The following is a 25852-nucleotide window of genomic DNA, read 5'->3' on the forward strand; positions in this document are numbered from 1 at the left end:
ACGGAGGCAGTTCTATGTCTCTTTTTTATTATAAAAAAGAAAGAAGGAAAAAAGATGTCCAATCGTGTCACAAGCATTGTCTTAAAGGACAATCAATTAGGAAATAAAATCAAAGCAACCGTTAAAGAAGAACGAGAAATTTATGTAGAGGGAAAAAGAATCCCTTGTCGCATTTTTACAGCCTCCTCTGCTCTTCATCCTGACTTTGAAATCATCGTTCCAAATTTACGAAACTCCCTACGTTTTGAAGGTCGTAAAGAAGTCGAGCTGCGTGAAGTTACACTTGTTCCTAGTGCCAAACGAAATAATATTGGAACAGTTAGTCGATCACTTGAATTACAAATTTTCGCTAAACAACTGCTGACATTGAACTAGAAAAGGAGAAAAATGATGAGTTTAAAATTTGAAGATAACATTGTGAAAGATTTTGATACACGTAGAACATTTGGAAAATTATTCTATTTGAATAGCCAAAAAATTTATGAAACAGATACAGAAGGTAACCGAACAGATTTTGTTCGTGAACAACGCATTACTGTCTATTCCGAAGCTAAAAATGACCAAATTGATATTACTGTTCCAGAAACTGTTGATACTACAGCGTTCTCTTATGATGATGAAGTAGAGCTTACAGGAGAAGTCACTGCACTTGCTTGGCTTTCTTCTTATACTGGTTATAACGATTCGATTCAGTCAGAGCAAGCCTTCAAAATCCGAGCAGAATCCCTAAAAAAAGTAGAATCAGTTAATGTAAAGCAAGCTAAAGGGGACCAAAATCTGAAAAACTAATTGAATGGAGGCAACTATGAACACATTCTTTCATTATCGTGGACGTAGAATTCGTCCTCTACATCTATCTGTTTATCGTACCTACCTTCTACTAGCTTGGTTTCCTTTTCTATTATTTGCTGGTTACTACAGCTACCTTTTTATCTATCCGCTAATACAGATGATGCAACAAAGACAAATAATTGATTGGATTGCCCTCTTAGTTCCCATTGGAGGGCTTTTTTTAATACTCTTCTTGCCGTTGTTAGTTTTGGTCATGATTCGCAGAGTTTCTTTTTTAAAGGGTGGTTTCTTCTATCGAGTTTACCAACGACAAATGTTAGCTCGTCTCTTGAAAAGCAATGGATTGTATGAGAAGAAGGAACGGAAATCAAAAGAACAGGCTACTGAAAAAATGGTTTTTCCAAAAGTTTATTACCGTAATACCAAGGAAATTCTTTATTTAACGGTTCCCACAGATGGCATGAAATGGCATGATCGCTTTCAAAAAATTGCAAAAACTTTTGAAGAAATGTACATTGCTGACTTCATTGAGGAACAAAAGGAAATGGGCTTCACCACCTATTTATTAATGATTGATGTGATCAGTAAGCGGATTAGAATTGAAGATTGTATCGTAACAAATGGACAAGTCAAACTCATGGATGGCGTTATATGGGACTATGCCGAAGTGCCTCACATGTTAGTAACTGGAGGCACAGGGGGTGGCAAGTCCTACTTTCTGCTCACCTTAATTCATGCGCTCATTCAGATTGGAACGGTTGATGTATGTGATCCAAAAGAAGCAGATTTAAAAGATTTAGAAAGTCTACATTTATTCAAAAATCACGTATTTTACGGAACAAAATGGATTACGAAATGTTTAAAGAATGCTGTAGAAGAAATGAATCGACGTTATGTTTATATGAAGGCTCTCCCTAACTATACAACAGGGAAAAACTTTGCATACTATGGTATTCCTCCCTACTTTATTATTGTTGATGAGTGGGCAGCCTTTTTTGGCACCTTAACCTATAAAGAACAGGACGAAATTCTGCGATATGTAAAGGAACTTGTTCTAAAAGCACGACAAGCAGGTGTTTTTCTCATTTTAGCAACCCAACGTCCTGATGCAGATAACTTTGGTGGCGGTGTACGTGATAATCTTTTATTTCGAGTTAGCTTGGGAAAGCTATCAGAACAGGGCTATTACATGACTTTTGGATCGGATCAAAAAGGAAAAGCGTTCATCAATAAACGAATTAAAGGCAGAGGCTACTGCGATAGTGGCTCAGGAGTTCCTCGTGAATTCTATGCCCCTCTTGTTCCTAGAAAATATGACTTTCTAGCAGCTCTTCAACAAATTGGTTCTATGCAAACGTTAAATATAAAAGAGCTTTTACAAGAAATGACTACTGAGGAAATTAATGAAGCACATTCAGCATTTGGACTTTCACGGAAAAAGCTAGAGTGAGATCCCCCCACTATATCAATGAAAAAAGGGAAAGGAAAAGTTTTATCTTTCGTTGCCCTTTTTTCGTTGCCTCAGCGGATGGAAGAAGCTGATACTAACCGCTTCGTTTTATGAACAAGGTTTCCTTGTGAAAGCCGCACACTTTGGTGTGTGGCGGTAGAACGAAAAGGAATAGGCAGGTTTCCTGACTATGACTGTGCGTGGTTAGGGCGAGCAACGCTCGCTCTAACCTGTTACCCCCCGCTTAATAACATGGGGGTAACTTTTTACAAGAAAGACAAAATAGTTATCAAAATCCCTTATTAATAAAGCTTTTCTTTAAGAATAAAGCTGTAAACAATTTTCATTTATTTTGTGAACATAAGGCAGGTGACCCATGAATAATCAAGAAATAAAAATTTTACGAAAGCGACTTCAATTAACACAACAGCAATTTGCTGAAAAGCTTGATTGGAGTAAATCATACCTTTCCATGATTGAAACTGGTAAACGAACGATCACAAAAAAATCCATAGAAAAAATACGCAAAACATTCCATTTGGACGGTGGCTTTCTACCCATGGAAGCAAAAATTGATTTTCTTCGTGTTCGATTCAAAATCCACTCCCCTTCTCAAGTAATTGAGAAAATATTACAAATGAATCCAGATGTATTCATTTACAAAAACTATGGCTTTAATCATTATACAGAAAGCTATTGTTTTAGTGACATCTTTGTTTTCTCAAATCCAGAAAACCTAGATATGGGAGTGATGATTGAACTGCGTGGACAAGGCTGTCGAGAATATGAATTGGTACTAGAAGAACAAGAAGAAACTTGGACGACATTCTTTTGGCGGCTTTATCAATCGAATATTTTTGGTGAAGGTCTAATAATTGACACCAAAATTACACGAATTGATTTGGCTCTGGATGAACATCTCTCTCTTCTTTATCCCAATTATGATTTATTTGAATTGAAAGAAAAAGTTGAACAAGGATTAGTCGATACCACTTTTCGCAATTTTGATTTTACAGGAGGAATTGTTGTGAAGAATGGACAACAGCTCAACAAAGGACTCTCTCTTTATTTTGGTTCCAGACAATCGCCGTTTTATTTAAACTTTTACCAAAAAGATTACGAATTGGCAAAAAAAGAAGAAATATCTGTTGAAATGGCTCGTCAGAAATATGGCATTAAAAATCGTTATGAAATCCGTTTGGCTGACGAAAAAGCTTATCTCTTTGTTGAATATTTACTTTCTACAGGAGAAACAATTGAATGGATCGTCAAAGAATTAATTGATACTGCCATCAAAGTATATGATTGCGACTCAAATGGACTGCGCACTCATTACAGTCAAAATTGGCGCATGGTCATTGAAAGCATGCAAGAATTACGGTTGACCATGAAGGGTGAAAAACCAAATTATGATAAAGCGTTACGCTGGCTCTCAAACTATCTTGCTCCTACGCTAAAGAAAATTTGGATTATGGATCAAACGTTTGGCAAAAATGAGTTAATGTCTAGAATTCAGCAAGCAGAGCTAAAAGAAAAAGATCAAGAAGAGCTGTCAAAACTTACAACAACAATAAAAGAATTATTGCTACAAGAAGAAACTCAAGCAGCTACTCCCTCTTCTGTAACTGTTACACAAGATGAAGTCGAACAGCTATTAGCACAATTTTTATTTAATTGAGAGGTGAAAAAAATGATTGAATTATATATCGAAAATCTTCATACCCATAAAGGGCGATGGTTTGAACTACCTATTGATTGGGAAGAGGTCAAAGAAAAAATCGAATTGGACGATGGGCAGGAACATTTAATAACAGACTACATGGCACCATTTACCCTTTCTCACTATGAAAATTTTAGTGAAATGAATGAAGTAGCAGAACAACTGGATGAGCATAGTGGACACCCAGCCATTCACTATTTAGGTGAACTTGTAGAGTACGGATTTTTCAGCGATATTTTAGATGCATTTGAACAAATTGATGAAATTCAAGTCTACTCTGACTGTTATTCTTATAAAGACTATGCAGAACAATTAGTGGATGATCTTGGCTATTTATCTGGTGTTCCTGATTTAATCAAGTGGAATGTTGACTATGGGGGAATTGGTGAAGATTTACGCCAAGATGGACGCCTCTATCAAGCAAACGACAATACTATTATTGAGGTATTGTCATGAATCAGAAATATCTCAAAGAAGAACTCAAAAAATATGGCTTTTTCTATTTAGAAGGACAAATTCCCGAAAGACAAGCTCGGCAATTTCTCACTGTAAAAAAACTAACTCAACGAGAAAATCTGGTTTTTATTCCTAAAAAAGAAGTCTGTTTTGAACGAATTCTTTCTAAACACACCAGTCTTTATATTGAAGGACTAGAACGTTATAGCGATTCCGGTGTTTATCTTGGTTATTCGTATGATTTTTACAAAGCTACCTATCTATTCAATTCTCAGTCTAGTCGTTTAAAAATTTATGGTACGCAACTTTCTGCAAAGGAACTCCTTTATTTGGTAAAGGGGTTCCCTTTTTTAATAATCACAAAGGAGTAATTCAATGAAATTTATCAAAGAGAAAAAGAATCATCCCCCAGCTTTACCAAAAGAAGAAAAAGCCGCTAGTATCCGAACGACTCGTACCTTCTTTCTAATCCTAACGCTTTTGTTAATCAGCAGTGGTCCCTTTGCCTTTGTTAAATCTACCCAAATGCAAAGTCTTATTCGCAAAGAACAAACCACATTAACTGAAACGATTCACAAAGAATTAGCAAAAAAGACAAATACAGCTGTTACATCAGAATTGTATAAACAGTTTCTACAGCCTTTCATTACAGCTTACATTAATATTCCTACCGAGCAGCAAGCATTTGAAAAACGTTTTAATTCACTCCAAGAGACCTATTTCATGATTACCCTAGATGAAGAAAAGAATACGGGGACTGAACGAAAACTACTCTCTTCTGATTTTTATAATCTAATCAGTGAAAATGGACAATTGGTGGCTCAATACCGTATTGCTTATGAAATCAATGCTCCAGTTACAAAAGAACGTGATGTAAAGAAAAAAGAAGGTAATAAAGAAGTAGTCACCAAAGAAAAATATATTGACTACGAAAAAATTGAAAATCGTGTGTTGTTAAATATCCCTTTTATACAATTAAAAAATCAATCGTTTAAAGTGACTGCCTATCCTTATTTTACTCTTGAGCCTTCACTAACTTCAAAAAATGGGCAACTAAAAATGCCTGATATTTCTCAGTACCAACAAGTGGATACCAAAGAAGAAAAAATGGTTGTCAGTTTCATCCAGTCATTCCTTGATAAATATGTATCTGCTTCATTGGAAGATATGGCATTTATGATGAAAGAACCAGAAATTCTAACAGGTAATTATCAGATAAGTAATAGCCAAATTAAACCCTTCTTCAAAGACAAACAACTCTTTGCTTTTGTTACATTTGATGTTATTGATGGTGAAACAAAAATAGGTCACAAGGAAACCATGACTTTATTGTTGAAGCAACGAGAAAACACTTATTTTATTGAAACCATTCATCATTATTTAGGAGGAATTTAAATGAAACAAAAGAAAATAGTATGCTCTCCTCAGCAAAGACAACTACTAACTGTCAAACTCACAACACTATTCAGTAGCCTTTTATTCTTTTTCGCTCTATCTCCTGTCGCTTATGCTGATGCAAACGCTAAGGAAGCCAGTAACTATATCTTGAATGACTGGATTGCACCAATTTTTGGTGTAGTTGTTGTTTATTTAGTCATCAAAGAATTTCTAAATTCAAAATGGATTCAAGGTTTTGCAATCCTCTTTTTTGGCGGTATCATTTACGCTGTTATCAAAGACCCTACAGGCGTTCTTAATTCACTTTCTAATCTAAAAAGCTACTTTGGGTTATAGTCATGAATATAGAAAAACAGATATTAGACTATAGAGAGCCCTTCAATGCACCCTATATGATCAGAGAAATTGCCAAAAATGTCCACTTACCTTTTGTTGTTTATGCACAGGATTTCACTGTTGCAACAGTCAGTTTTGCGATTGTGTTTAGTGCTCTCTTGATACTTTTTGGAATGAATCAATTAGTCGTCATAGTTTCTCTAGCTATTCCTTATGGATTAGTACAACTATTTAACCGAGTTGAGCCGGATGGAAAGAGAGCGGATATTTTTTTGAAAGATTATTTTCTCTATCTTCTGACCTTTGTATTTGGGCATAAATCACTGTATCATGAGCAACTTCACTCATTTAAACAAGAAAAAGTAATTTATGATCGCTGTACCGTTGAACAGCTTTCCATAAAAAAAGAAGGAGAAGCAAAAATGAATACATTAGATGTTGACCAATTGAAACAAGAAATAAAAGATAGTGTTGTTCCAGAACTAATCCATGAATTTGAATCCTTAAAGGCAAGAGAAGAAGGTTTCTATGAATTGTTTGAAACAGATGATGAAGTATTGCTAATGAAGAAAATACTCTTTCGGCAATTTGCAGACGGAGTTATCCCGATGTCAGAAATTCCTAAATTAAAGGAACAATATCATTCATTAATCAAGCAATCCATTCGTAAACGAATCACTAGATTATTATAGAAAGGTGGAAAAAAATGAAGTTTAAACAGCCATTTCATAAGGTTTATCATAATTTATTGCTTACTACAGAAAATGAAGTTTGGGCATATTTTACTTGTCCTAGCGACTATGTTATTGGTCAAAATAAAGAAATTCAAGAAAAGCATAAACAAAAATGGAATCAATTTTTACAAAGCTTACGCCGTTTTGAGGACTTTGAACTATTTCTAAATCCGCATTCTTACAATCTTAGTGAGCGGCTAGCAGCTTTCTCCGAAAATTTTGATGAACAAGCAAAATCAATGGGCGATAGTTTAGTTGATCGAACACTTTCCGAATTAGAAAATCAACTTCGAGTTCTCACAACGGAAAAATTTTATATTGGGGTTAAACTTTCTAGTTTATCTTCTGCAACAACTGTAAAAGGAAAAGCGATGGAAGTCGTTGACTATTACGCAGGAAAGTTATTATCCTTGAACCACTATCACCTAACTGTTGATGAAGATTTTTTAAAACGATACCGTTCAATAGAATCAGAAATTTTTCAACTTGTTGGAACGGTTAATGGGCGTAGACTTACTGAACAAGAAGTGCTACAAGCCTGCCGTTATCCCTATGTACGTGGAATGAAGACTTCCTTTGATCTTGATTTTGTTGAAAATAGCAGCTATTCATTAACAGATACTATTCTTGATCCTACAGAAGAACAAGGCTTATTAAAGTTAAGAAGCTCAGAAGGAACTAGCTACATTGCTCTGCTTCCTATTCATAAATTCGCCCCCAACTTGGCATTCAATCATATAGCAGAAGTGGTGCAAAGTCTCCCCTTTCCAGTAGAATTCCGACTCAAAGGGCATTTTGAACCCTTAAAAGGTGGTAGAGGATTAAAAGGAAAGTCTTCTCGTGCTGCCAAGCGATTAAAAAATAGTGCAAAAGAAACGGTTTCTATGGGCGATTCCGAAATGAAATCCAGTCGCTTTAATCGTTATGCTTTGACCGACTTAAACAATAAAATAGACTTAAGAGTCCCTGTCATTAAATGGCTGGGACTTTTTGGTGTCTTTGGACAAACACCAGAGGAATGTCGTAGTCGGATTCGTACCGTCATTTCTTTATGCCAATCTCGAAATGTTGAAATAGTCAAAGGCTTAGCCGATCAAGTATTTCTCTTCCATCAATTTTTAGCTGGTAACAAACTAGGTTCTGAAAAAAATTGGCTTCACTACACCACAGTTGAAGGAATTAGTGAAATGTTATTGAGTGTTGAAAATCGGATTGGTGATAACGTAGGAATTCCTATTGGTATGGTCTCGGAATTGAAAAACACTCGAAACTTAACACCAAAAGAAGTGGCAAAAACGAGTCGAAAACCCATTTTCTTTAATCCATCTATTGGGAACCAAAATGATATCGCTGATAAAAAAGCCAATAGCCCGCACATTGCCATCACTGGACCCACTGGAAACGGAAAATCCTACTTGGCAAAGTTTATTTTCTTCCTTTCAGTTTTAATGAATGGAAAAGGATTGTACGTTGATCCTAAATCTGAGTTCTTCGATTGGATTATGGAGGTTATCAATCATCCACTTTATCAAGAAAAGTATCCCGACACTTGTGCTTTCATTCAACAGCACTTCCACCAAGTGAGACTTGATCCAAATAAAACCAGTAACAAAGGCGTTCTTGATCCCTTCTGTTTTATTCCTAATCGAGTAGCTGCAAAAGACATGGCGCAAGACTTATTTGAAGAGCTTTATGATTTTACTAGTGCTAGAGAGAAAAAATCAAGATTGGCAATGCTAGAAGGAATCGAAACTGTATTAAAAAGAAGAGATCAAGGTGAACGAATAGGCTTACTTCATGTAGTTGACTTCATGCTGGAAAGTCCACATGAGGAGGTACGAGATACAGCCAGCTTAATCAAGAAATCAGTACAAGGTTCTATTTTAGAATTAGCTTTTAGTTATGGCGAAAATGAAGGACTAAATCTTACGAATAAGGTGACTATCTTAGAAGTTTTGGGGTTAGAAATGCCTCGTGCAGAAACACTTAGCAATGATTACAGTGCTACCCAAAGAAAATCGGTCATGTTGATGATGTCTATTGGAAAATTCTGTGAACTTTTCGGCTTACGTGACCGAGAGGAAAGCACTGTTGTTCTATTTGATGAAAGTTGGATTTTTAATTCTTCTAAAAACGGTCGTGCGATTATCAAATCCATGCGCAGAGTTGGTCGAAGTTTTAACAATACCCTGATTATTGTCACTCAATCTGTTAAAGATACAGCCGAAGAAGATGATACAGGAAACTTTGGACGAATTTTTGCATACGATGACAAAGATGAACGAGAAGATATTCTTCGTCATTTAGGATTAGAAATCACTAATGAGAATATTGAGTGGTTAAAAAATCTACCAAAATATCATTGCCTTTATTTAGATTTACGAGGACGTGTTGGCAAAATGCTTGTCTACTGTCCTTATGAAGAAATCCATCAAATGCTGCAAACGGTCAAAAAAAATACAAGTGCAGATGTGGAAACGACCTTTAGCACTTAGAAAGGAGCTGCTATGTTACTAAAAGATTTATTTGATATTGACAGTTTCCAATCCTTTTTTGAAAAAGGCGGCTGGTTTAGCATCAATGAAAATTTACAAAGTGTGCTAAATGCGTTGCTCAATATTGCCTTTGGCTTAATCAAATACCTTGTTCTGGCATTAGATTATGTGATAGACAAACTCTTTAGTTTAAATTTATTAGAAGGAGTATTACCGGATTTATTCTCTACTACTGGTGCTATTTACAATAAGTTATTCAGTGTTGTAGGAATTCTCCTTTTTACGTTCGTGATTGTTATTTCAGTGAAAGATTTTTTTGAAAAAGGAATCAGCAAAGCATTAATTCGATTTGGTGTTTTTACTTTAATCTATGTTGGAAGTATGACCTTCTTTTCGGATGGTGCTAACAAAATCCAAGAAGTGAATATACTATCTCAAAATGTTCAAGGACAATTAGTTGATTTAACAAGTGGTAGTTTGACAAAAGGCAATGGCAATATTTCAGAGAACTTACTCGGATCAAACCAACAATTAGATGGAACAAGCAATATCCGAAATCTTATTTTTGATGAATTTGTTATTAAACCTTATGCTTTACTCAATTTTGGGAAAACTGACTTATCAAAAGAGCAATTTGAATCCTATCTTGTTAAAAGTGGCGAAACATTTAATCAAAAAAAGACAGACGAAATTGCAGATAAAATAAAAAAAGACTCCGAAAAAAATTCTTATCTCACCTCTGATCGTATGACCGAAAAAGTAGCTGTTTTACTAAATACATTTATTATGCTGATTGTGATTGGAACAGCGGTACTAATCATTGGGGTTGCAAATATTTTAATCCAGCTATTAATTTACGGAATTCTGTTTCTCTTCCCCTCACTACTATTTTTAGCTTTGATTCCAAACATGCACCATCTGTTAAAAAATGGATTCATGTTACTAGGAACACTGTTTGCTTCAAAAATAGGGATTGGATTCGGTTTTGGTCTCTTGTTCTCTATTCTAAATTTGCTAGATTCCTTTTTTGTTGTAACAAACATTGTCACAATGATTGTTGGACTGTTCGTAAAAGTTTTATTAGGTCTATTCATTTGGAAGAATAAAGGACAAATCGTTCGCTCACTTATCAAAGGAAAAGCAGAGTTAAAAGACTTTTCTTTCAATCCAAAACAAGCTCTTCAAGAAAGGCAGCAGCAACGAGCACAAAAAGAAGATCAGCAAAATCGCTATGCTGAACAAGCCTATAAAACACAAGCCGCAGAAAATGATTACCTTCGTTCTGGAGTAGAATTGGATCACGCTTATCGTCAAAACGAACTACAGGATAATTTATTAGTGCAAGCTGGTGAAGAAGAAACTTCTCTTGATAAAACGGCAACAGCTTTTGATGAACATCCAATGACATCCAAAGAAGAAACGCTCCCTATAAATACTGTTGGTGTAAAAGATTCAGCAGAATTGCCAAACTATCCTGTTAAAAACGTATCAGACTTTGAAACAAGTACAGAACCTTTTATAACGGAAACTGTATTACCAATGGAAGAAGTTGATGATACATTAATTGCACCAAGTCCTTTAGCGGAAGAAATTGAAACTTCTGTGGAACAAGTTGTTGAGAATAAAGAGATAACAGAAACTATAGAACATGTTTCTCTAGAAGAAACCCCTTCATCACCTTCTCCATCTCCAGTAACACAACATGAAGCAAAGCAACTTGAAAAAGAAATTAGTCATTTAAGACAGGAAGCCTATAGCACTCCAGAATTAGAAGAGGAACAGCCCTATGAAACCACGTAAGTTATCTCTTTTATTACTGGCAGGTTTCTTTTTTATATTTTTCATGCTCATTGCTGGAAGTGACTCTTCAACTACCAACTCTGGCTCGGAAGAAGGACAAAACCTTCCAGAAGCAGTGCTTCGTTGGAAAGATAAAGTCACAAAAGAAGCTGCTAAAAATGAGATTTCCGAAGCGGTTCCTTATTTATTAGGAATCATTATGGCAGAATCAGGGGGAAATTCAGAAAAATATCCCGATGTAATGCAATGTTCCGAAAGCCAAGGAAAGCCACCTAATTCAATTCAAGATCCAAATGAATCCATTGAAGTTGGCGTAAAATATTTTGCAGATATGTGGAAAGGACACCGAGAATACGATGTTTTAAATATTGTACAATCATATAATTTTGGAGGTGGCTTTCTAAGTCATTCAGGTAAGAGCTACTCTCTGGATAATGCGATTCAATTCTCAAAAAATCAAGCAGGTGGAAAAACAGTTACTTACACTAATCCTATAGCTGTTAACTTAGGCTATGATTATCGTTATGCGTATGGCAATATGTTTTACGCTCAAATTGTTAAACAGTACACCACTTCTACTTCCGGCAATAATAGTCAAGGAAATTCGGCTATTGTAAACTCAGCACTTAAAGAATTGGATGAAGGAACACATGATGGAGGGATGAAGTATTGGCAATGGTATGGCTTCAACGGACGTGTTGAATGGTGCGCCATTTTTGTTTCTTATAATGCTGAAAAAGCTGGTGTTAAAATGGAACGGTTTGCTTATTGCCCAACAGGTATTGAAAATTTTAAAGCTAAAAACCAATGGCTAGGGAAAGGTAATTTGCCTAAAAGTGGCAATATCATTTTTTTTGATTGGGATGGTGATTCTGTCAGCGACCATGTAGGAATCGTGGAGAAAGTAGAAAATGAAGTTGTTTATACAATTGAAGGTAATTCAGGAGACAAGATTGCTAAACTAAGTTATGAAAAAAATAGCCCTTATATTATAGGGTATGGAACACCATAAATTTTAAAACTAAAAATACTTGAGAAAGAGTTTTTAGTTCGCACAACTATATTTGTCGCAGCTTAATTTTGTAAAATCAACTAAAAAATTATTCTTTACACTATTCAGATAAAGAAGCAGGTATTGTACTTTTTACAATATCTGCTTCTGATTATTTATATCTTATGACACGTGTAGCATTTAAAATCGCCAATACAGATACACCAACATCAGCAAATACAGCTTCCCACATTGTTGCAATTCCGAATGCACCAAGAGTTAAAAAGATGGCTTTAACACCTAATGCAAAAATAATATTTTGCCATACTATTTTCTTTGTAAAACTTGAAATATCAATGGCTTTTGCTATTTTAGAAGGTTCATCGGTCATTAAGACAATATCTGCTGCCTCAATAGCAGCATCTGACCCTAAACCGCCCATAGCAATTCCGATATCTGCTCTTGCTAATACGGGAGCATCATTGATTCCATCACCGACAAAGGCTAGTTTTCCTTTGTCAACTTCCTCATTTTCAAGTCTTTCTAAAATATCCACTTTGTCTGTTGGAAGTAATTCTGAATAAACTTCATCTAATGACAATTCTTTAGCAATATTTTGAGCAATCACTTTATTATCACCTGTTAGCATGACTGTCTTTTGAACACCTTTACTCTTAAGTGATTGAATGGCTTCAAAACTATCTTTTTTAATTTTATCTGAAATCACAATTGAACCAGCAAATACATTATCAATAGCAATATAAACAACCGTTCCTGTTTCGCTGTTCGACATATACTCAATATTATGCTGTTTCATTAATTTTTCATTTCCTGCAAGAACAGGTTTTTCTTTAATCAATACACTAATTCCATGTCCTGCAATTTCTTGATAAGAATCAAGTTCACTGTGTTCAATCTCTTTACCATAAGCTTTCTTAATTGACATAGCAATTGGGTGATTAGACAGTGTTTCTGCTTTTGCTCCATACTCTATTAATTGCTCTTCTGTAAAACCATTGCTTGTATTAATAGAAGTGACTTCAAATACTCCCTCTGTTAGTGTTCCTGTTTTATCAAATACAATTGTATCAACATTGTTTAAGGCTTCAAGAAAATTACTGCCTTTTACTAGAATACCATGTTTAGAAGCACCACCAATTCCACCAAAGAAACCTAGCGGGATTGAAACAACCAATGCACATGGACAAGAGATTACAAGAAAGATTAGCCCTCTATTTACCCAATCAGACCACTCACCACCAAAGAATAGGGGAGGAATGACTGCTAATAGGGTTGCAACAATTACCACTACTGGAGTATAGTATCTTGAAAATTTTGTGATAAAGTTTTCAGTGGGGGCTTTTTTACTACTAGCATTTTCAACAAGATCAATAATCTTTGCCACCGTTGATTCACCAAATGTTTTTGTAACTTCAATCGTTAAGACACCACTCTGATTGATACAACCAGACAATACGTTATCTCCAGTTTTTGTTTTTCGTGGGACCGATTCACCTGTTAATGCTTTTGTATCTAACAGGGATTCGCCAGCAACGACAATTCCATCAAGAGATACTTTTTCGCCAGCCTTAACAATAATGATATCACCAATCTTTATTGTTTCAGGTTTTACTTTCTTGATGTCGTTTCCAACTTTCAAGTTAGCATAATCTGGTCGAATATCCATTAAATCTGTAATTGATTTTTTAGAACGCTTAACGGCAATATCTTGAAACAATTCACCAATTTGATAAAAAAGCATAACAGCAACTGCTTCTGCGGTTTCTCCAATGATAAAGGCTCCAATCGTTGCAATACTCATTAAGAAGTTTTCATCAAATACTTGGCCCTTAAAAATATTACGAATTGCTTTTAACAATACATCTCCACCAAGAATTGCATAACTGATTAAGAATAACGCTAACTTCAACCAATCATTTATACCGTCTTGCATGTTGGCTATAACTGCAAATATAAGTATAATTGCACCAACTACTAGTCGAAGAAAAATCTTATTATCTTTAAGACTCAAATTTTTTGTTGGTTCTTTTTTATATTCCTGTTTAGGAAAAACACCAACTTCTGGTTCGTACGTATGCACGATTTTTTCGATTTCTTCATCAAGACCGTTGTCATCTTTCTTATCAAATGCTAACGTCGTATTCATTAAGTTAAGTGTCACATTTTCTATACCGCTTATTTTCTTAACGTCATTCTCAATTTTCCCTGCGCAGTTTGCACAAGTTAACCCCTCTAAAATATACTCTTTCTTCATATCGGGACCTCCAGATTCATTCTGCTACATGCTTGAAACTTTGTTCGAAAATTTCATACACATGTTTGTCAGTAAGTGAATAATACACAATCTTACCCTCACGTCTGTTTTTTACCAGATTAGCGAGCCTTAAAGTTTTTAATTGATGAGAAATTGCCGATTTCGTCATATTCAGCAACACAGCCAAATCACAAACACACATTTCACTCTCGTGTAATGCATACAGTATTTCCAATCTAGTTTTATCTGCAAATGCCTTATATAAACTAGTTAAATTAGTTATTGCTTGTTTTTCAGGCATCACTTCTTTCACTTTCTCTACAACTTCTTTATGTATAACATCGCAATCACAGATCAATTCTTGTTTATTCATATTTCTCACCCTTTCAATTGAGCAATCACTCAACTGTATTGTAGCCTTTCAAATTTATTATGTCAATGTTGATTCCATACAATTGTCTATGAACGCTCCCTTGTTCCGATACTAACTTATACAGACAGCAAGCTTTGTCATTTTCGCTATATGCAATTTCTTAGAAAAAGTTTCAATATTTGAATCCTGTTCCAATCATTTGTTGTTCAATTAATTCGTTTGATGACATTAAAATTAAAAAAGATAGAAGCTTATTATTGAAATACAAATAAGTTTCTATCTTTTTACTGTTTAATAATCTAATTTTTACTCTCTCAACCTTTGATATTCCTTCTTTACTAGCTTCTCAGCCCTTTCCCTTTATCAACAAGATACCAACAAACAGAATAAAGGATGATAATAAAAAGAATTAGAATCGTTATAGAAATGACGAGTGGCACATCAATTGTCCCAAGAAAACCGTATCTGAACCCAGAAATCATATAAACGATAGGATTGACTTTTGAAACTCCTTGCCAAAAAGGTGGTAGCATTGAAATGGCGTAAAATACACCACCTAAATAAGTTAATGGCTGTAAAACAAATGTTGGTACAATTGAAACATCATCATAAGATTGTGCAAAAACACCATTAATTAAGCCTGCTAATGAAAATAAAATTGCAGTCATCAATAATGTAATCACCACAATAAACCATGAATAAACATGAAGTGGAACAAAAAATAGAGAAATGACTGTAACCAATGTCCCAACTAAGATACTCCTACCCAGTCCACCAATAACAAATCCCCAAATAATAACATGTGTGGGTACAGGTGCAACTAATAGCTCTTCAATATTCTTTTGGAATTTTTGAGAAAAGAAAGATGAAGAAACATTTGCGTAAGAACTTGTGATTGCAGACATCATAATTAAACCTGGTACAATAAATTCCATATAGGAGAAGCCGCCCATATCACCAATACGACCACCAATCATTTTTCCAAAAATAACAAAATATAATGAGGTCGTAATAACAGGAGGCACTAAAGTTTGTACCCATATCCGTAGGTAACGGTTGGTTTCCTTAACTGCTAAGCTTTTAAGTGCTGTAAAGTAGATACTAAACATTTTTCTCCTCCTTTTGATGTTTGTCTTCGGTAATTTTTAAGAACAACTCTTCCAATCTATTTGATTTATTGCGCATAGAAAGAACCTTGATATTTTGCTGATTGAGCTGCTCAAAAATATTATTAACTCCCTGATTTCGTTCAACTTCTATAGCAAGTGTTAGATCATCTTCAAAAAAGTGCTTATAACCTTTTATCACAGGCTTTTTGTCGTAGCTATCTAAATCAAAAATGAAAGTCTCATATTGTAGTTTTGATAGAAGTGCTTTCATACTTGTATTCTCAATTAGCTCACCTGATTGAATAATTCCAATGTTACGACAAAGCATCTCTGCTTCTTCTAAATAATGAGTTGTAAGAATGATTGTTGTGCCACTTTCATTTAACTCTTTTAAAAATGCCCACATTTCTCTTCTAAGCTCAATGTCCACTCCAGCAGTTGGTTCATCAAGAATTAGCAGACGTGGCTCGTGCATTAATGCTCGAGCTATCATAAGTCTTCGTTTCATCCCTCCAGATAACATACGGGCACGAACGTTTCTTTTCTCCCATAAATTGGACTGCTTCAAATACTTTTCACTACGTTTCAGTGCCTCTTTTCTTGAGACACCATAATATCCTGCTTGATTTACTACAATTTGTTGAACCGTTTCAAACGGATTAAAATTAAATTCCTGCGGCACAAGACCAATCTGTTGCTTTGCTCGCTCTAAATCATTATCAATATCATAATCAAAAACCTTTACTTGACCAGCAGTCTTATTAACAAGTGAGGTAATAATTCCAATTGTTGTTGATTTTCCAGCACCGTTTGGACCTAGCAGTGCATAAAAATCTCCTTCTTCTACAGTTAAATCAATACCACGCAGCGCCTCAACACCGGTCGCATATACTTTTTTTAAGCCTTTTAAATCTAGTGCATAGCTCATTTACTCATTACCTCCTTACTCATATTTCTTTTGTCAAAAAACAAATGCAGTCAAGGTGCAACTGCATTTGCGACAAACTATTTTCTGTCTTCTTTAGCTTTAGATTCTCTTTTTTTAGCTAAAACATATAGAACCACAACAATTATAACAAAATTTACAAATATACTAACATTTATTTGATAGTTTAATAGTTTGGCAGCGAGGAAAGCTCCCAAGATACCAGCAAGTCTTGCCAGCGCTCTTTTTTCTTCTGTCATCTATTTAATCCCTTCATCATTAAATCAGTTAGAGGCGAGCATTTGGGCAATTATCTGGTAATTTTTATTTCCTCCAGATAAATTATAGACTTCTTTAAATCCTTCGTTTAACAGGATATTTTGAGCAGCATTTCCAGTTACGCCCTTATTACAATACGTGATTGTTGTTACATTTTTATCTAGCTCCGCCACTCTATCACGTATTTCTGCTAATGGAATATGGATAGCCCCTTTAACACAAGAAATTTCATATTGTTTTTTGGAACGAGTATCAATAATTTGCAGTTGTTCTCCACTTGCTTGTCGCTCAATCAATTCAGTTGGGGTCATTAAAGGTGTTCCATTGCTTATTGCATTATCTAACGCCATTCCAGTATAAAGAACGGGGTCTTTCGTTGTCGCAAATGGTGGTGCATAAGCAAGGTCTAAATGGAACAAATCTTCTGCTACTGCACCAAATGAAATTGCAGTGGCAATTACGTCAATTCGTTTATCTACACCTTGCTCTCCAATAATCTGAGCTCCAAGAATTCTCCCGCTACTTTTATCTGCTAAAGCTTTGATTGTCAGCTCTTTTCCACCTAAGTAGTCCGCATGATCTGGCTTAATATTATAAAGAATAGCTGTCTCTAATCCTTCTAATTTAGCTTCTTTTTCTGTTAAACCAGTATATGCAACCGCTAAATCAAAAACTCGAACAATACCAGTTCCTAAAATACCACGATGTTCCAGTGTTCCTCCTGTGATGATATCACCAGCAATTCTACCCATCTTATTAGCAGTTGATCCAAGTGGACGATATATTGGTTTATCTGTAATGACAGAATAGCTCTCAGCAACATCTCCTACCGCATAAATATGTGGTACCGTTGTCTGCATTTTCTTATTCACTTTAATCGCACCAGATTTTCCCAATTGAATAGTTGTCGATTGAATAAGTGAAGTATTCGGAGTAACACCAGCTGCAAGAATGACTAAATCCGATTTGATTGTTTGCTCTTGATTGGTTGCTAATTCAGTAATATAGCCATCCTTCTCTATTACTTTTGTGATTGTTGTATTCAGTTGGAGCTTAACATGATTCTTTTCAAGCTCCTTTTGGACACGATAAGCCATATCAGCATCCATTTGTTTCATGACTTGATTGCCACGTTGAATAATAGTTACCTCTATTCCTTTATGAACCAATTGCTCTGCCATTTCTAATCCAATAAAGCCTGCACCAATAATAGTAGCTTGTTGTGGCTTTTCTTTTTCAATAAATGAGTGAATGGCAGCAGCATCTTGAATAGTACGAACATGAAAAAGATTTCTATTAGCTTGCTGTGCTTTAAAAATCTCTGGCACAATCGGTTTGGATCCTGTTGCTAAAACCAATTCATCATAGGATTCGGTTTTCTTCTCCTTTGTTTGAAGATTCTCAACCTCAAGCGTTTGAGTTTCAGGATGAATAGCTGTCACTCGATGCTCTGTAAAAATATCTACATTATAACGCTTTTTAAACCATGCAGCATTTCTAGGGGTCAACTTATCTAACTCTTCAACTTCATCTCCTATATAATAAGGAATCCCGCAAATTGAATAGGAAATATCCTTGTCTTGGTCGTAGACAACAATCTCTGCTTCCTCTGTATTTCGTCTAGCCTTTGCAGCCACACTTGTCCCAGCTGCTACTGAACCAATAATCACAATTTTCATAAAGATGCCTCATTCCTTTTTTAAGTTTGCTTAAAATATTTTTGCTTAAATTTCAATGCTACATTTACTAAACCAATCAAAACCGGAACTTCCACTAGTGGACCAATTACTGCTGCAAAGGCTTCCCCTGAATTAATACCAAATACGCCAACTGCTACCGCAATTGCTAATTCAAAATTATTGCTCGCTGCGGTAAACGATAATGAAGCTGCAATTGGATAACTGGTTCCCATACGTTTAGAAATAAAGAATGAAACAAAGAACATAAGGACAAAATAAATGAGTAATGGAATGGCAATCCTTACTACATCCATTGGAAGTTCAATGACTTTTTCTCCTTTAACGGAGAACATCACAACAATTGTAAATAATAAGGCAACCAATGTAATTGGACTAATTTTAGGAATGAATTTTTCTTCATACCATTTCTTTCCTTTTTTCTTTATTAGAATCCAACGAGATAAAAAGCCTGCAATGAAAGGAATACCTAAATAAATGAAAACACTTGTTGCAATCTCACCCATTCCAATTGAAACAGCATGCGTTTCTAAGCCTAACCATCCCGGAATAACTGTCACAAAAATATAGGCAAACACTGAATAAAAGATAATTTGAAAAATGGAATTGAACGCCACTAATCCTGCCGTATACTCATTGTCCGCTTGAGCTAAGTTACTCCACACAATTACCATTGCAATACAACGAGCCAGACCAATCATAATTAACCCCACCATATATTCAGGATAATCATGTAAAAAGACAACAGCTAAAATAAACATTAAAATGGGACCGACAATCCAGTTTTGGAAAAGTGATAATAATAAAACCTTCCAATCTTTAAAGACACGCCACATCTCTTCATATTTCACCTTAGCTAACGGTGGATACATCATTAATATCAAGCCTATCGCAATAGGTATAGAAGTTGTTCCAACTTCCAGTTTATTTATTCCTGTCACAACCTCTGGTACAAAATAACCTAATCCAATACCAAAGCCCATTGCAAGAAAAATCCAGAGGGTTAAATAACGATCCAATAATGATAATTTTTTTGTTACACCTGCCACAATCAACATCTCCAAGTAATAAATTTAGTCTTCTTAAACTAGCTTCTTAACGATTGAGGTAACTCATTTTTTTGAAACCATCCAACTGTACTATTCGCAACTTTAACTAATAGCAACATGACTGGTACTTCAACCAATACGCCCACTACTGTTGCTAATGTTGCCCCTGACTGTAAACCAAATAGTGAGATGGCTACTGCTACAGATAATTCAAAGAAATTACTAGCTCCAACCATGCCTGCCGGAGCAGCAATCGAATGAGGCAACTTCCAAAAAGCGAGCCCATGTATACGCAATAGCAAAAATAAATAGTGTTTGAATGGTTAGCGGAATTGCAATCAAAAGAATGTGCAGTGGATTATTCAAGATTCTTTCACCTTGAAAAGAAAAAATAATCACTAGCGTTAAGAGAAGCCCAATAATCGTAACCTTATCAAATTTTTTTAGAAATACTGTTTCAAAATAATGAAGTCCTTTATTTTTTATGATGAATGTTCGAGTGACAACACCTAAAAGAAGTGGAATCACTACGAATAAAACAGTCGACAAAATCAATGTATTAATTGGAACAGCTACATTTCCAACACCTAATAAAATAGCAACGATTGGCGCATACAACACTAAAATAATTAAATCATTAATCGCAACTTGAACTAATGTATAAGCTGGATCTCCTTTGGTTAAGTAACTCCAAACAAAGACCATTGCAGTACAGGGTGCCGCACCTAACAATACTGCTCCTGCAACATATTCTTTGGCTAAATCATTTGGGATAATCCCTTTAAATACAACGAAAAAGAAAAATGCTGAAATGGCATACATCGTAAATGGCTTAATTAACCAATTCACTGTACAGGTTACAATCAGACCTTTAGGTTTTTTAGCTGCATTGACAATACTAGTAAAATCTATTTTCAACATCATCGGATAGATCATCAACCAAATTAAGATTGCTGTTGGAATAGATACTTGATAATACTCGAATTTCCCTAAAGTTGCTGGAACAGCTGGCAAATATTTCCCAATTAAAACACCCGTAACCATACACAAAGCCACCCAAAGCGTTAAATATTTTTCAAATATTCCCAATCCTTTTTGTTCTTCTTTTTCCATCATCATCTTCCTCCATCATAAAATTCAAATAAGTGCATGATAGATAGAAAAATTTCTATCTATCAATAAAAAAAATAAAATGCTTCTAATTCAATATATTGTGTAGTGCTTCTCCAGAGATTTCTTCTGCATGCCATTCTACAACCCCATAATGATTATTAGATAATTCTGCTACTTTATCAATCCATGTATTTTCATTTTGTGCTCGGGCTAATAACATTGGATTTGTTGTACCACTTGTTAACATACTGTTATTCACGACCCACCATGTATGAGCAATGCCTGCTCGATCCAAGTCTTCCTGTAGTCGCATAGATTCATAAACAGGTGTTGTTTCAGGTAAAGTGACCATGACCACTTCGGTTTCTTTTCCATCTTGCAAACGAGGTAAGAGACGTTTCACTGATTCTGGTACTTCACCAGATGTCCGCTCTACTTCTTTATGGTAGCTTTGGGTAGAATCAAGTAATAGTAATGTATGTCCTGTTGGTGCGGTATCAATAACTACCACATCACAATCGGCATCATCCACAATCTCTGCAAAAGCTCTGAATACAGCGATTTCTTGTGTACAAGGCGAACGTAAATCTTCTTCTACATAAGCAACATCATCTGGTGACATCGTTTCACGAGCCTTGCTTAATACTTCTTCTGTATAATCTGCTAATTCCTTGTCCTCATCGATATGACTCACCTTGATTTGATCGGATTCAGAAATCACAAATTGTAAATGAGCAGCTGGATCGGTTGTAGCCAAATGAACTTTCTTGCCTTTATCTGCTAAACCAGTGGCAATTGCCGCAGCAATAGTCGTTTTCCCAACGCCACCTTTACCCATTGTAAAAATCACTTTTTTACCAGATTGATGCAACTCATTCACGATGTCTTTCAATCTAGGAAATGCTCTTGGTGTGACTATTTCAGTTAAAAATTCACCTTGATTGGATTTCAACAATTGGCGTAGATTTTCAACACCAGTCACATTGTAAGAACGTAAAGGAATACTGTACTCAGGAAAAGCTTTCAAACTATCTGGCATTTGTGCCAACGCTTCTTGTTGTCCATCATAAATCAATTGAGATACTTTATCTGTTGCTTCCTCTAAGACGCCATTCACTAATAAAACTTGATTTTCAATGCCTATCTCTTGTAATTCTTTAGAAGCTCGATCTGCTTCTAAAAGTGGTGCCTTTTGTGGTCTAGTTACAAGCATTAAAGTTGTTTTTGCTCCATCAGCTAATGTGGCTACAGCATGCTCATAAATTTCCTTTTTATCACCTAAACCAGATAATTGACCTAAGCATGAAGCTCCTGTTGTATTTTCATCCATAAAATTACTCCATGCAGACGGTAACTGTAACATCCTTAACGTGTGACCTGTTGGTGCGGTATCAAAAATAATATAGTCATACTTTTTCTCTGCTTCTGGATCAGTTAAAAAACCAGAAAATTCATTGAAGGCAGCAATCTCTACTGTACAAGAACCAGATAATTGTTCCTCCATATTCGCTAAAGCAGAATCAGGTAGTTTCCCTCTAAATGGTCCTACAACACTTTCTTTATAGTCATCAGCTGCTGTTACTGGATCAAAATTTGCTACAGTTAATCCCGGAACTTCTGGAATTTCTTTCCCTTTATTTGTTAATTCTGTTTGAAAAACATCTTGTAAATTACTTGCTGGATCGGTACTGACTAACATAACTTTTTTCCCACTATCTGCTAAATAAGTAGCAGTGCCACAAGCAGTCGTTGTTTTACCAACACCTCCCTTTCCTGTAAAAAATAGATACTTTGTTAATGGTAGCTGATCTGGTTGGTACAATTTCATGTTTGGTTTCCTCCTTTAAATTTAACATCATCATTCTAAGCAGTTGTTACTTTCTTTGTAGCTGTTACTCTCCCTTTACCCTCACAAGAACATGCAGCATTATCAATCGTATGACAAATACAGTCATCTGTGTTTTGAATTATTGTTTGAATAACACCAGATAATACTTTCATATTCTCCGCATTCAATGAATAGTTGTGCCATGTCCCTGATTTTCTGGCTTGAACAATCCCTGCATTCATTAACACTTTCATGTGATGGGAAAGCGTTGGTTGCGTAAATTCAAAATGCTCTAATAAATCACATGCACAACGCTCACCACAAGAGAGCATATCCACAATTTGAACTCTTTTTGGGTCTCCTAATGCTTTAAAAACTTTTGCTGTTAATTCATAATCCATCTTTCATCCCTCCATACATAGAAGTTCTTCTATATATAATATAGATGTTCATCTATCTATTGTCAATAGATTCTGTCTCACTTAATAAAAAAGCCTATGAGAATTTCTTCTCATAAGCTTTAGTTTCTTCGTTTAGCAACATCCAGATGATGGAGAGCAGCAACTATTTGATTGTTCTTCTTTCTTATCCTCTGAGAAATTAACACCAGTATAGACACTAAACTCCTCATTTGACGGATAACCAGCCATTTTCACAATTTCACCATCTAATAAAACAACTGGTAGTATGTCGGCTCCTTTAGACTGTAACAACTCCCCAATTTTTTCATTTTCTATGAATGCCGCAGGATTACCTGTTAAATTAAAACGCTCTACTTCTACACCATCGGCTTTTTCCAATGTTTGAATAATAGAGGAAACTCGAAGCAATTCTGTATCTACTCCGGGACCACAAACTCCTGTGTCACAACACATTGCTGGTTCATACAACGATACTTTACTCATTTTACATAACTCCTTCTTTTTGTTTTATATTCAATATCTGATGTATTAATTCTTGAAATTCTTCAATGTTCTCTGTTACCAGAGAATAATATTGCCATTTGCCTTCCTTACGTGCGGTTACTACTCCCGCCTCAATTAAAACCTTCATATGATGTGATAGTGTCGGCTGAGTAAAATCAAAATTATCCAAAATATCACATGCACACTTTTCACCAGTTGAAATCATATCTAATATTTGAAGTCTATTAGGCTCTGCAATTGCCTTCATAATTTTTGATAATCCTAAATAATCCATATTCTCACCTCCATATAGATGTTCATCTATATTTAATATAGAACTTTATCTATGTTTTGTCAATGAGTAAAATATGAGTTATCTCGTAAATTATAAAATATCTCTTAAAGCATCTCCTGAAATATCCTCAGCTTTCCATTCAATCACTGCGTAATGATTGTTAGACAGCTCTGCTACCTTATCAATCCAAACTTCTTCATTTTGTGCTCTTGCTAAAAGCATTGGGTTCGTTGTTCCGCTAGAAAGCATGCTATTGTTCACTACCCACCAAGTACGAGCGATTCCCGCTCTCTCCAAGTCATCTTTTAATCGAATTGATTCATAAACAGGTGTTGCTTCGGGTAATGTGACCATTACTACTTCTGTTTCATCCCCATTTTGTAACTTAGGCAGTAGCTTTTGAACAGACTCGGGTATATCTCCAGAAGAACGTTCAATCTCTTTGTGGTAGCTTTGTGTTGAATCTAATAGCAATAGTGTATGACCTGTTGGTGCGGTATCAATCACAACAACATCACTATCTGCTCCTTCAACTATTTCCGCAAACTTTCTAAAAACAGCAATCTCTTGTGTGCAAGGGGAACGTAAGTCTTCTTCAACATATGCCACATCTTCTTCTGACATTGTTTCACGAGCTTTTGTTAATATCTCAGACTGATAATCTGCTAGTTCTTTTTCTTCATCAATATGACTCACGCTAATTTTGTCAGTTTCTGAAATAACAAATTGAAGATGTGCTGCTGGATCAGTCGTTGCTAAATGAACTTTTTTCCCTTTATCCGCTAATGCCATTGCAATTGCTGCGGCTATCGTCGTCTTCCCTACGCCACCTTTACCCATTGTAAAAATAACTTTTTTATCCGTTTTATATAAATTATCCACAATGGCTTGTAAGTGGGGAAATTCTTTTGGTTTAATTGATCCCGTCAATAGTTCTTCTTGATGTTCATTCAATAATTTTCTAATATTTTCAATTCCAGTTAAATTATATGGACGTAATGGTACAAAATATTCTGGATACTTAGCTAAACTTGCTGGCATCTGTTTTAATGCTTCCTGTTGAATAGCATAAAATTCCTCAGAGACTTTATCTGTTGCTTCTTCCAGTACCCCATTAATAATTAATGCTTGATTTTTAATCCCCATTTCTTCCAATTCTTTTGACGCTCTATCTGCTTCTAATAAAGACGTTTTTTGCGGTCTCGTTACCAACATCAACGTCGTTTTCTGACCGTCAATTAAGGTTTTAACAGCTAGATCATACATTTCTTTTTTGTCTACAGCACCTGATAATTGTCCTAAAGGAGCAGTTGCGGTCTCATTCTCATCTAAATAATTATTCCAAGCAGAAGGTAATTGAAGCATTCTCAGAGTATGACCTGTTGGGGCAGTATCAAAAATAATATGATCAAATTTTGTAGAGGCTTCTTTATCCGTTAAAAAATTGGCAAATTCATTAAATGAGGCTATCTCTACAGTACAAGAGCCTGACAATTGTTCTTCCATATTTTCCAAAACTGAATCTGGCAATTTACCACGATAAGGTCCTACAATACTTTCTTTATAGTCATTAGCCGCCTCCACAGGGTCAAAGTTAGCGACAACTAAACCTTCTACATTAGGAATTTTAGTCCCTTTATTTGAGAGTTCTAATTCAAAGACATCCTGCAAATTGCTTGCTGGGTCGGTACTAACCAACATGACTTGTTTCCCTTTGTCAGCTAGATAAGTTGCTGTAGCACTAGCTGTAGAAGTTTTCCCAACGCCTCCTTTACCTGTGAAAAATAGATATTTCGTTAAATGAATTGCCTCTGGTTGATACATTTCCATGA

General features: G+C 35.4%; 24 protein-coding genes and 1 pseudogene. 12 read left to right on the forward strand and 13 right to left on the reverse strand.

All coding sequences use genetic code 11. The annotated features are described in order from the left end of the window. The first annotated feature begins 54 nt into the window (after positions 1–54). From IGI46_RS20035 to IGI46_RS20090, 12 genes are all read left to right on the forward strand, one after another. Complete coding sequence (locus tag IGI46_RS20035) at positions 55–375, forward strand: hypothetical protein (RefSeq protein ID WP_002367014.1); 321 nt, start codon at positions 55–57, stop codon at positions 373–375. Between the two features lie 15 nt (positions 376–390). Further along, positions 391–789, forward strand: a complete 399-nt coding sequence (locus IGI46_RS20040; RefSeq protein WP_010783787.1) for a DUF961 family protein — start codon at positions 391–393, stop codon at positions 787–789. 16 nt (positions 790–805) lie between these two features. Then, positions 806–2242, forward strand: a complete 1437-nt coding sequence (locus IGI46_RS20045; protein ID WP_010785413.1) for an FtsK/SpoIIIE domain-containing protein — start codon at positions 806–808, stop codon at positions 2240–2242. 376 nt (positions 2243–2618) lie between these two features. Beyond that, positions 2619–3920: an XRE family transcriptional regulator gene (locus tag IGI46_RS20050; protein ID WP_002367017.1), complete on the forward strand. Its 1302-nt coding sequence runs from the start codon at positions 2619–2621 to the stop codon at positions 3918–3920. 12 nt (positions 3921–3932) lie between these two features. Then, positions 3933–4418 (forward strand): antirestriction protein ArdA, encoded by a 486-nt coding sequence (locus tag IGI46_RS20055; RefSeq protein ID WP_010785414.1) that lies wholly within the window; start codon positions 3933–3935, stop codon positions 4416–4418. Further along, positions 4415–4789 carry a hypothetical protein gene (locus tag IGI46_RS20060; protein ID WP_010785415.1) on the forward strand — a complete coding sequence of 125 codons (375 nt, stop codon included), beginning with the start codon at positions 4415–4417 and terminating at the stop codon, positions 4787–4789. Before IGI46_RS20055 ends, IGI46_RS20060 begins: the two co-directional genes overlap by 4 nt. A 4-nt stretch (positions 4790–4793) precedes the next feature. Further along, positions 4794–5813, forward strand: coding sequence for a conjugal transfer protein (locus IGI46_RS20065; RefSeq protein ID WP_003744477.1), 1020 nt, complete (start codon positions 4794–4796; stop codon positions 5811–5813). Continuing rightward, positions 5814–6152 carry a TcpD family membrane protein gene (locus IGI46_RS20070; protein ID WP_003744475.1) on the forward strand — a complete coding sequence of 113 codons (339 nt, stop codon included), beginning with the start codon at positions 5814–5816 and terminating at the stop codon, positions 6150–6152. Between the two features lie 2 nt (positions 6153–6154). Continuing rightward, the gene (locus IGI46_RS20075) at positions 6155–6844 is read left to right on the forward strand and encodes a TcpE family conjugal transfer membrane protein (protein ID WP_010785416.1); all 690 of its coding nucleotides are present in this window, start codon (positions 6155–6157) and stop codon (positions 6842–6844) included. A 14-nt stretch (positions 6845–6858) separates the two neighbouring features. Continuing rightward, positions 6859–9381 (forward strand): ATP-binding protein, encoded by a 2523-nt coding sequence (locus IGI46_RS20080; protein ID WP_010785417.1) that lies wholly within the window; start codon positions 6859–6861, stop codon positions 9379–9381. 12 nt (positions 9382–9393) lie between these two features. After that, the gene (locus IGI46_RS20085) at positions 9394–11181 is read left to right on the forward strand and encodes a CD3337/EF1877 family mobilome membrane protein (RefSeq protein WP_003744468.1); all 1788 of its coding nucleotides are present in this window, start codon (positions 9394–9396) and stop codon (positions 11179–11181) included. Next, positions 11168–12193, forward strand: coding sequence for a lysozyme family protein (locus tag IGI46_RS20090; RefSeq protein WP_010785418.1), 1026 nt, complete (start codon positions 11168–11170; stop codon positions 12191–12193). The genes IGI46_RS20085 and IGI46_RS20090 overlap by 14 nt, the downstream gene beginning before the upstream one ends. A 151-nt stretch (positions 12194–12344) precedes the next feature. Here IGI46_RS20090 and cadA read toward each other — a convergent pair whose 3' ends face one another. From cadA to arsA (IGI46_RS20155), 13 genes and pseudogenes are all read right to left on the reverse strand, one after another. After that, entirely contained in the window at positions 12345–14447 is a 2103-nt protein-coding gene (cadA, locus tag IGI46_RS20095; RefSeq protein ID WP_003744464.1) for a cadmium-translocating P-type ATPase CadA, read from the reverse strand. Positions 14448–14463: 16 nt separating this feature from the next. Then, positions 14464–14820, reverse strand: coding sequence for a Cd(II)-sensing metalloregulatory transcriptional repressor CadC (cadC, locus tag IGI46_RS20100; protein ID WP_003744462.1), 357 nt, complete (start codon positions 14818–14820; stop codon positions 14464–14466). 338 nt (positions 14821–15158) lie between these two features. Then, entirely contained in the window at positions 15159–15929 is a 771-nt protein-coding gene (locus tag IGI46_RS20105; protein ID WP_429974139.1) for an ABC transporter permease, read from the reverse strand. Continuing rightward, the gene (locus tag IGI46_RS20110) at positions 15922–16857 is read right to left on the reverse strand and encodes an ABC transporter ATP-binding protein (RefSeq protein ID WP_002372158.1); all 936 of its coding nucleotides are present in this window, start codon (positions 16855–16857) and stop codon (positions 15922–15924) included. Before IGI46_RS20110 ends, IGI46_RS20105 begins: the two co-directional genes overlap by 8 nt. A gap of 77 nt (positions 16858–16934) precedes the next feature. Further along, on the reverse strand, positions 16935–17114 hold the full coding sequence (locus IGI46_RS20115) for a hypothetical protein (protein WP_003744454.1): 180 nt from the start codon (positions 17112–17114) through the stop codon (positions 16935–16937). A gap of 24 nt (positions 17115–17138) precedes the next feature. After that, a complete protein-coding gene (locus IGI46_RS20120) occupies positions 17139–18812 on the reverse strand; it encodes an FAD-dependent oxidoreductase (RefSeq protein WP_010785419.1) in 1674 nt (557 codons plus the stop codon). 20 nt (positions 18813–18832) lie between these two features. After that, complete coding sequence (gene arsB, locus IGI46_RS20125; protein ID WP_003744449.1) at positions 18833–19888, reverse strand: arsenite efflux transporter membrane subunit ArsB; 1056 nt, start codon at positions 19886–19888, stop codon at positions 18833–18835. Between the two features lie 29 nt (positions 19889–19917). Continuing rightward, positions 19918–20998 (reverse strand): annotated as a pseudogene (gene arsB / locus IGI46_RS20130) (arsenite efflux transporter membrane subunit ArsB). 79 nt (positions 20999–21077) lie between these two features. Then, positions 21078–22820, reverse strand: coding sequence for an arsenite efflux transporter ATPase subunit ArsA (gene arsA, locus IGI46_RS20135; RefSeq protein WP_002333378.1), 1743 nt, complete (start codon positions 22818–22820; stop codon positions 21078–21080). A 35-nt stretch (positions 22821–22855) separates the two neighbouring features. Then, the gene (arsR, locus tag IGI46_RS20140; protein WP_003744438.1) at positions 22856–23221 is read right to left on the reverse strand and encodes an As(III)-sensing metalloregulatory transcriptional repressor ArsR; all 366 of its coding nucleotides are present in this window, start codon (positions 23219–23221) and stop codon (positions 22856–22858) included. Between the two features lie 132 nt (positions 23222–23353). Continuing rightward, a complete protein-coding gene (arsD, locus tag IGI46_RS20145) occupies positions 23354–23725 on the reverse strand; it encodes an arsenite efflux transporter metallochaperone ArsD (RefSeq protein ID WP_003744436.1) in 372 nt (123 codons plus the stop codon). Between the two features lies 1 nt (position 23726). Next, the gene (locus IGI46_RS20150) at positions 23727–24020 is read right to left on the reverse strand and encodes an ArsR/SmtB family transcription factor (RefSeq protein ID WP_002333381.1); all 294 of its coding nucleotides are present in this window, start codon (positions 24018–24020) and stop codon (positions 23727–23729) included. A gap of 90 nt (positions 24021–24110) precedes the next feature. Next, on the reverse strand, positions 24111–25850 hold the full coding sequence (gene arsA / locus IGI46_RS20155; protein WP_003744432.1) for an arsenite efflux transporter ATPase subunit ArsA: 1740 nt from the start codon (positions 25848–25850) through the stop codon (positions 24111–24113). Between the last annotated feature and the right edge of the window lie 2 nt (positions 25851–25852).

Source organism: Enterococcus sp. AZ163 (assembly GCF_050498925.1).
Taxonomy (GTDB): domain Bacteria; phylum Bacillota; class Bacilli; order Lactobacillales; family Enterococcaceae; genus Enterococcus_A; species Enterococcus_A ferrettii.

Excerpts from the sequence above, each read along its gene's own strand:
- IGI46_RS20035 (WP_002367014.1), top strand. The coding sequence starts at position 55 with ATGTCCAATCGTGTCACAAGCATTGTCTTAAAGGACAATCAATTAGGA.
- IGI46_RS20040 (WP_010783787.1), top strand. The coding sequence starts at position 391 with ATGAGTTTAAAATTTGAAGATAACATTGTGAAAGATTTTGATACACGT.
- IGI46_RS20045 (WP_010785413.1), top strand. The coding sequence starts at position 806 with ATGAACACATTCTTTCATTATCGTGGACGTAGAATTCGTCCTCTACAT.
- IGI46_RS20050 (WP_002367017.1), top strand. The coding sequence starts at position 2,619 with ATGAATAATCAAGAAATAAAAATTTTACGAAAGCGACTTCAATTAACA.
- IGI46_RS20055 (WP_010785414.1), top strand. The coding sequence starts at position 3,933 with ATGATTGAATTATATATCGAAAATCTTCATACCCATAAAGGGCGATGG.
- IGI46_RS20060 (WP_010785415.1), top strand. The coding sequence starts at position 4,415 with ATGAATCAGAAATATCTCAAAGAAGAACTCAAAAAATATGGCTTTTTC.
- IGI46_RS20065 (WP_003744477.1), top strand. The coding sequence starts at position 4,794 with ATGAAATTTATCAAAGAGAAAAAGAATCATCCCCCAGCTTTACCAAAA.
- IGI46_RS20070 (WP_003744475.1), top strand. The coding sequence starts at position 5,814 with ATGAAACAAAAGAAAATAGTATGCTCTCCTCAGCAAAGACAACTACTA.
- IGI46_RS20075 (WP_010785416.1), top strand. The coding sequence starts at position 6,155 with ATGAATATAGAAAAACAGATATTAGACTATAGAGAGCCCTTCAATGCA.
- IGI46_RS20080 (WP_010785417.1), top strand. The coding sequence starts at position 6,859 with ATGAAGTTTAAACAGCCATTTCATAAGGTTTATCATAATTTATTGCTT.
- IGI46_RS20085 (WP_003744468.1), top strand. The coding sequence starts at position 9,394 with ATGTTACTAAAAGATTTATTTGATATTGACAGTTTCCAATCCTTTTTT.
- IGI46_RS20090 (WP_010785418.1), top strand. The coding sequence starts at position 11,168 with ATGAAACCACGTAAGTTATCTCTTTTATTACTGGCAGGTTTCTTTTTT.
- cadA (WP_003744464.1), bottom strand. The coding sequence starts at position 14,447 with ATGAAGAAAGAGTATATTTTAGAGGGGTTAACTTGTGCAAACTGCGCA.
- cadC (WP_003744462.1), bottom strand. The coding sequence starts at position 14,820 with ATGAATAAACAAGAATTGATCTGTGATTGCGATGTTATACATAAAGAA.
- IGI46_RS20105 (WP_429974139.1), bottom strand. The coding sequence starts at position 15,929 with ATGTTTAGTATCTACTTTACAGCACTTAAAAGCTTAGCAGTTAAGGAA.
- IGI46_RS20110 (WP_002372158.1), bottom strand. The coding sequence starts at position 16,857 with ATGAGCTATGCACTAGATTTAAAAGGCTTAAAAAAAGTATATGCGACC.
- IGI46_RS20115 (WP_003744454.1), bottom strand. The coding sequence starts at position 17,114 with ATGACAGAAGAAAAAAGAGCGCTGGCAAGACTTGCTGGTATCTTGGGA.
- IGI46_RS20120 (WP_010785419.1), bottom strand. The coding sequence starts at position 18,812 with ATGAAAATTGTGATTATTGGTTCAGTAGCAGCTGGGACAAGTGTGGCT.
- arsB (WP_003744449.1), bottom strand. The coding sequence starts at position 19,888 with ATGTTGATTGTGGCAGGTGTAACAAAAAAATTATCATTATTGGATCGT.
- arsA (WP_002333378.1), bottom strand. The coding sequence starts at position 22,820 with ATGAAATTGTACCAACCAGATCAGCTACCATTAACAAAGTATCTATTT.
- arsR (WP_003744438.1), bottom strand. The coding sequence starts at position 23,221 with ATGGATTATGAATTAACAGCAAAAGTTTTTAAAGCATTAGGAGACCCA.
- arsD (WP_003744436.1), bottom strand. The coding sequence starts at position 23,725 with ATGAGTAAAGTATCGTTGTATGAACCAGCAATGTGTTGTGACACAGGA.
- IGI46_RS20150 (WP_002333381.1), bottom strand. The coding sequence starts at position 24,020 with ATGGATTATTTAGGATTATCAAAAATTATGAAGGCAATTGCAGAGCCT.
- arsA (WP_003744432.1), bottom strand. The coding sequence starts at position 25,850 with ATGGAAATGTATCAACCAGAGGCAATTCATTTAACGAAATATCTATTT.